Annotated in this window: 7 protein-coding genes; 4 read left to right on the forward strand and 3 right to left on the reverse strand. The window is 62.8% G+C overall.

What is annotated here, in order from left to right:
- Positions 1–487: 487 nt before the first annotated feature.
- Genes IPF85_RS23405 through IPF85_RS23420 form a run of 4 tightly spaced genes read left to right on the forward strand, consistent with a single transcriptional unit; the run spans position 488 to position 2,556 of the window.
- Positions 488–661, forward strand: a complete 174-nt coding sequence (locus tag IPF85_RS23405; protein ID WP_343410462.1) for a hypothetical protein — start codon at positions 488–490, stop codon at positions 659–661.
- A complete protein-coding gene (locus IPF85_RS23410; RefSeq protein ID WP_343410463.1) occupies positions 648–1,637 on the forward strand; it encodes a recombinase family protein in 990 nt (329 codons plus the stop codon). Before IPF85_RS23405 ends, IPF85_RS23410 begins: the two co-directional genes overlap by 14 nt.
- The gene (locus IPF85_RS23415; protein ID WP_343410464.1) at positions 1,607–2,101 is read left to right on the forward strand and encodes a hypothetical protein; all 495 of its coding nucleotides are present in this window, start codon (positions 1,607–1,609) and stop codon (positions 2,099–2,101) included. The genes IPF85_RS23410 and IPF85_RS23415 overlap by 31 nt, the downstream gene beginning before the upstream one ends.
- Entirely contained in the window at positions 2,098–2,556 is a 459-nt protein-coding gene (locus IPF85_RS23420; RefSeq protein WP_343410465.1) for a hypothetical protein, read from the forward strand. The genes IPF85_RS23415 and IPF85_RS23420 overlap by 4 nt, the downstream gene beginning before the upstream one ends.
- A gap of 243 nt (positions 2,557–2,799) precedes the next feature.
- Here the strand turns inward: IPF85_RS23420 and IPF85_RS23425 are convergent, their stop codons facing one another.
- From IPF85_RS23425 to IPF85_RS23435, 3 genes are all read right to left on the reverse strand, one after another.
- Complete coding sequence (locus IPF85_RS23425) at positions 2,800–3,285, reverse strand: hypothetical protein (RefSeq protein ID WP_343410466.1); 486 nt, start codon at positions 3,283–3,285, stop codon at positions 2,800–2,802.
- Between the two features lie 139 nt (positions 3,286–3,424).
- Positions 3,425–3,847, reverse strand: a complete 423-nt coding sequence (locus IPF85_RS23430) for a zinc ribbon domain-containing protein (RefSeq protein ID WP_343410467.1) — start codon at positions 3,845–3,847, stop codon at positions 3,425–3,427.
- Complete coding sequence (locus IPF85_RS23435; RefSeq protein ID WP_343410468.1) at positions 3,796–4,509, reverse strand: recombinase family protein; 714 nt, start codon at positions 4,507–4,509, stop codon at positions 3,796–3,798. Before IPF85_RS23435 ends, IPF85_RS23430 begins: the two co-directional genes overlap by 52 nt.
- Positions 4,510–5,305 lie beyond the last annotated feature (796 nt).

Here is a 5,305-nt window from a genome sequence, read left to right on the forward strand (position 1 = left end):
GAGTTACATCAACATACTACCCCCGAAGCGGTTACAGATCTGCGGCATGTCGGATCGTGCAGCCACATCACCCCTTGCTAGGACAGATCGTCAAAGTGCTGCGAAACGGTCGGCGTCCGCATGCGGATGAACCATGCTGGCTCATCGAGACGGACGCAGGCGCCCGGCAGCTTGTGCCACAAGCCTGGTGTCGTGCGGTTGAGGACAGCGTGAATTTTTCGCCGATAATCTCGGCCGACCTCCCTCCCGTACACGTGACAATTCTGCGCCAACTGGCTATCATGGTGTGCGAACTCTCTCGTAAGGAGGAAACGCACCATGTCCCAGTCACACTCACTAGCCCCGCAGTCCACCTCACCCCAACAACCTCCTCCTCCCTCTATCAGGAGTCAGGATGTCTGGCTGAGTCTGCCTCATTGCCGGCAGAAGCAGGCTGTGCTGATTCTGGCACAGATCCTTGTCAAGGTCAAGCAGATGGAGGCCAGCCATGACCAGCCCGACTAAGATTCAACCCGGCCATCTGGCTCGTCAAGCCGTGGTCTACATTCGCCAGTCCACTCCCGGTCAGGTCAAAGAGCACTTGGAGAGCCAGGACCTGCAATACCAGCTCGCTCAACGCCGTCAGCCTCGGTTGGCCCGCAGAGCAGGTGCAGATCATTGACGATGACCTGGGCAAATCCGGCATCTCCAGCGCCGAGCGCACCGGCTTTCAGACGTTGGTTAGCGCCGTTGGCCTCGCCCAGGTTGGCATCATTTTGGTCACCGATGTCTCGCGCCTGGCCCGCAACTGCGCTGACTGGTATAGGCTTCTCGATCTGGCCTCTCTCTGCGCCACCCTGATCTCCGATTCCGCCGGAATCTACGACCCGCGCCTGTTCGATGACCGTCTGCTGCTCGGCCTCAAGGGCACCTTTGCCCGAAGCCCAGTGGTACAACATGCGCACCCACCTGACTGCCGCCCTCTTCAACAAGGCCAGGCGCGGCGAACTTGCCTTACGTCTGCCGGTGGGGGTATGATCGGCTTGCAGATGGCCGGAGTCGTGCTGACCGCCGACCGCCAGGTGCAGGACGCCATCCGCCTGGTCTTTGCGCTCTTTCGCCAATTGGGCAGTGCGCACCGTATCCTGCACTACTGCCGCGACCACCAACTGACCCTGCCGTACCTGACATCTGATGGGTTAGGGGGGCGCCTGGTGGCGTGGCGGCCGGCCGATTTCACCACCATCTATCAGATATTGAAACGTCCCATCTATGCTGGCGTCTATGCCTATGGTCGTACGCAGGGTCAACACCTGCCGGGCAGTCAGGGCAAAGTGCGCCGGCAGCGATTGCCGCAGGAAAAATGGATTGTGCTCAAACCCGACGCCCACGAGGGCTACATCACCTGGGCTGAGTACCAGGAGAACCAAAAACAACTGGCCGAAAATCGTCAGTTGGCGCCCATGGCTGCCGCCGGACCGGCGCGGGAAGGGTCGGCCTTGCTGCAAGGCATCGTCTTGTGCGCTCGCTGCGGCACCCGCGTTACCGCAACAAGCCTATCTACGTCTGCGAGGCGCTCAGCCAAGCCCTGGCCCAGCCCCGCTGCCAGCGCTTCGGCGTGGCGCACGTGGATGTCGCCGTTAGCGAGCTTCTGTTAGCCGCCGTGCAACCGGCTCAACTCGAATTGGCATTGGTCGCCAGCCAACAGGCCGAGGCTGAACGTCAGCAGTTACAGCGCCATTGGCTGGAGCGCCTGGAACACGCCCGCTACGAGGCCACCCTCGCCCGTCGGCGCTACGAACAGGTGGACCCAGACAACCGCCTGGTCGCCGCCGAGTTGGAACGACGGTGGGAAGAACAACTCGTCGCTGTTCGAATGGTCGAGCGGGCCTGGACCGAACTGCAAGCCACAGCGCCTCTGCCACTCAGCAGCGCAGAACAGGCACAAATCCGCCGTCTGGCCGCAGATCTGCCTGCCCTCTGGCATGCGCCGACCACAACGAACGCCGACCGCAAACGCCTGCTGCGCTGCTTGATCAAAACCGTGACCCTCGACAGCTTCAGTCAGGTTGGCTTTACCCGCATCCAGGTGCTGTGGCAGACCGGCGCCGCCACCGGGTGACAGTACGCCCGCGTCCCGGCTGTCGCACGCCCCAACCGGTGCTGGCTCGGCTACGGGAGCTTGCCGCAACGGAGCCGGACTATCGGATCGCCGAAATCCTGAACGCCGAAGCGGCAGACGGCGACGCATCACGCCTGGACAAAGGAAAACGTGCGTCAGGCACGCATCAAATATCGCATCCCCACCGCGTGCGGCCCTCCGCCAGGCAACCCGGCCCGCGCGGAGATGGGTTGCTCTCGGCAACCGAGGCGGCGCAACAACTCAACGTCTCGCCGGGCATGATCTGCGACTGGTATCGCCGCGGCCGACTGGTGGGTGAACAGCGTCAACCCCATGCCCCGCTCTGGGTGCGCCTGACAGAGGCGGATCACCACCGCTACAGCGGCGCCGCACCCCTGACCCCGGATTTGATCCTCGAGGGCCGACGCACCGTCCGCCCTGGGCCTCAGTCCTGAGCAGATTCGCCAGCAGGTGCAAGCGGGTTCCCTGCTCACCTATCGCATCTGGCACAATCACGTCTGGCGCTGGTACATCCAGCGGCCACCCCAACCCATCCCCAATCCCACACTCACTTGAGGTGCATTATGCTGACGTCAGTGGTCGGTTCCCGACATAGGAGTATCTATTGAGATTTTGCGGATTTCCCGGCTGTGGGACGATCGTATCATCACAATGCCCTCCTAACCTTGCAATTAGTATCACGCCTGGATCTGCAGGCGCGATATCAATGCTGGATCATCCTGAATCCAGTACTGCTGTGTCTGTGGGTCGCGGGTCACGTATTCGGCTTCGATCTGACCGGTATGCAGTCGGCGGTAGACCCACTGGGGCCTGACGCCCAGGCGTTGCGCCAGTGCGGGGACGGTATGATATCCCTCGCGCACGACCGGTCGAGGACCGGTTCGGTCGAGCCACCTGTATGCATGCCGAATCGTCGTCACGGCATCCTCCGCCACATCGCTGCGCCGTGCTGAGTGGAAGCCCTCCCGACTCAGTTGCGCCGCAATCTGGGTGTCGTCCAGGCCCTGCGCATGCAATGCGCCCACTCGTTCAACCATCGCCGCATAGCCGTTGACGGCCGTTTGCACGCTGACCGGTGTCTGCACTTCCAAGTCAGTGTAGTGGCCGGAGAGCCACACGATGCGCACATGCACGCAGTCGGCTATGTCTCGTCTCAGGATCACGCGCTCGACCAGGCTGCGCAGCAGGGTTTTGCGCTGTGCAGGTGTGCAACCTTCCCATACTGCGGGCAGGTGCGCCGAGAGGTGGGCAAATTGCTCACGCAGCTCGGGCGTGATCTCCTGCGGCGCACCACGGTTGCGTTCACGCCAGCGCTGCGCCGTTTCCTCGACGTTGCGTAACTGGCGCAGCTTTTCCTCCCAGCGCGCCGCTCCAGTTCGCCCGCCACCAGTCGGTTCTCCGGCTCGACCTGGCTGTACTGCCGCTGCGCCGCTGCGCTTCGTACTCGGCTTGCTTGACCTGTGCGGCCCATTGCGCCGTCAGTTGTTCCTGTTCCGTGCGCTGTGCCGCTAATACCTCTGCCAGTACGTCGAGGTTGGCCGGGCGCAGGGCCGCAAAGAAGGCTTGTGTGACCGCCGCGTCCACCCTGGGCCCGTGAATCGTGGGACAGGCCGCCACGCCGTACCGGCGCCGCATGTTCTGGCACGGGTAGTGGTGATAACCTTCTTTGTACATCACCCGACGATGGTAGCCGCAGTGTCCGCACACCGCCAGTCCTTGCAGCAAACCAGGCTCCTTCCCGTGTTGCGCCCACGGCGTAGATCTGCACCGCCGGTGCGCTGTCCATTCCGGACCAACTGCGCCTGGTTCGCTCCGTACTGCGCCCACGTAATGTAGGCCGGGTAGACGTCGCACACAATGGCGATCCATTCCTCTTGCGGCCGACGCCCCCGCACGGCTGGCGGCTGTCCCGGCTGTGGCGCCTTCGCCCATACAAACGCACCCGCATAGGCCGGATTGCGCACGATCTCGTAGATCGCCGTGTCTGTTGGTGGCTTCCACGATCTCTCCGCGCACTGCTCCATGCGGCTGGCGGCGCGGTAACAGCAGTTCTGCGCCGCAGGTAGTGCAACACCTGCCCGCAACTCCCCAATTCGGCGAATTTTGCCAGCACCAACTCGATGCTCCGCACCCCGCTCGTCCGGGTCTTTCTCCACCCCGCCCGTCGGCGGCCCGTCCCAGTCCCGTCGGCAACACCTGGCGGTACGCTCCCCGTTCCACTTGCCTAAGCCGCCCTCTTCCAACCGTTGAACTTCCAGAATGTGGAGTTCTGCCTCACTCATTGTCCCCTTCAGTCCCAACAAGAGCCGGTCGTTGAATTGCCGCGGATGGTAGACGCCGTCGTGGTCGGCAATCAGCGTGTCGCATACAGCCGCCAAGTCAAGCAAATGATACCAGTCTCCGTTGTTCCGCGCAGAGCGCATACTTCGTAGCCGATGATGATGCCGACCCGCCCCATGCTGACTTCCGTCACCAGTCGTTGGAATCCGCTCCGACATTTGCGCTGTCGCTGCCTGAGCGCCCTTGATCTTCGTCTATCACTTCGATGCGCTCCGCCGACCACTAACGCAATCGCCCGCCCCCTCATCTGCCGTTGGTTGACCTGGCTCTCCGGGTTGCGTACCACTTGCTGGAGCGTGGATTGCCGAATATAGACGTAAGCCATCCACGCCAGGTGCTTCTCGCTCACTTTGCTGGACCGCTTCACGCTGGCTCATCGCACCGCTCCTCGTCCAGCCGCTCCCGGCAGACCTGCGCCACGATCCGACCCGCGCGTTCCTGTTGCGCTTCCGTCATCCTCCCCACACTGCGCTTGGCGCCATCGGACTCGATGGCACCGGCCTGATTCCGTCCTCTCCCCTCATCTGGGCATCCATCTGCTCCGTCCTCCTCTGGCCCGGCGATGATCGCCGTGTAGTGTGCCAGCAATTGTCGCACAGAATGCCAGTCAAGGGGACACGAGGCTGTGGTTGCGCCAGGCTGCTCTGGTCGGTCACGCCTCACAGGGAGCTAGCGGCGTATGCCAGGGGCCTGTTCGACCTCGAACCAGGTTTGACCGGGTCTTTCGTAGAGTCGCGAGCAGCGGCATCGTCCGTCCGCACAGGGGGGGGCGCGGGTCGGTGACGGTAATAACGTCCGCAGAAAACAGGTTGCGATGCTTGGGGTGTAGTTTGTTGGTTACAG

This window comes from Candidatus Amarolinea dominans (assembly GCF_016704685.1).
In the GTDB taxonomy this organism is placed as follows: Bacteria; Chloroflexota; Anaerolineae; order SSC4; family Amarolineaceae; genus Amarolinea; species Amarolinea dominans.

Coding starts and splice junctions, on each gene's coding strand:
- IPF85_RS23405 (WP_343410462.1), top strand. CDS start 488: ATGACCAGCCCGACTAAGATTCAACCCGGCCATCTGGCTCGTCAAGCC.